The 413-nt window shown below is 36.8% G+C and carries 1 protein-coding gene; it reads left to right on the top strand.

Features of this window, described 5'->3' with window-relative positions; translation table 11 throughout:
* Positions 1-211: hypothetical protein (locus tag QGT73_RS17350; protein ID WP_280123261.1), on the top strand; the 211-nt coding region annotated here is incomplete at its 5' end.
* Between the last annotated feature and the right edge of the window lie 202 nt (positions 212-413).

Below are 413 nucleotides of genomic sequence, written 5' to 3'. Positions count from 1 at the left end.
ACTTTTCATTTATCCTCCAAATTTTCATACCTATTTTAACACTTATTTAACACTTATTTTAAGACTCGTTTTTGACAATATTTTACATATATTTGAGTATCAATTTAATACACCAAACGCTCCTGCACACGCTTTTTCTGCCATTTTTCTTGGAATAAGATTTGCATGCCGCCACTTTATCGTCACCCCTTATAGCGGATGCTCCCGCTAAATATACCACACAAGTCACAAAAAAATTATCGCGACGCTCTATTTTATATTATTACTGTCCGCTAAACCATAAAAAGTCGAGTCCAACTTCTTGAAATATAGAAGTTGGGCTAACTTTTTGTATAGGACAAGCCCCCTTATCAGTTTTCAGTTTCTTCCGGCGGCGATTCAGATGCATCGGCGAGCATTATTTTCAGGTCTGC

The sequence above is a fragment of the Duncaniella muricolitica genome (genome assembly GCF_910574735.1).
Classification (GTDB): domain Bacteria; phylum Bacteroidota; class Bacteroidia; order Bacteroidales; family Muribaculaceae; genus Duncaniella; species Duncaniella muricolitica.
Note: the sequence above shows the minus strand (reverse complement) of the source record. Positions and strands in the feature narration are given on the sequence as shown.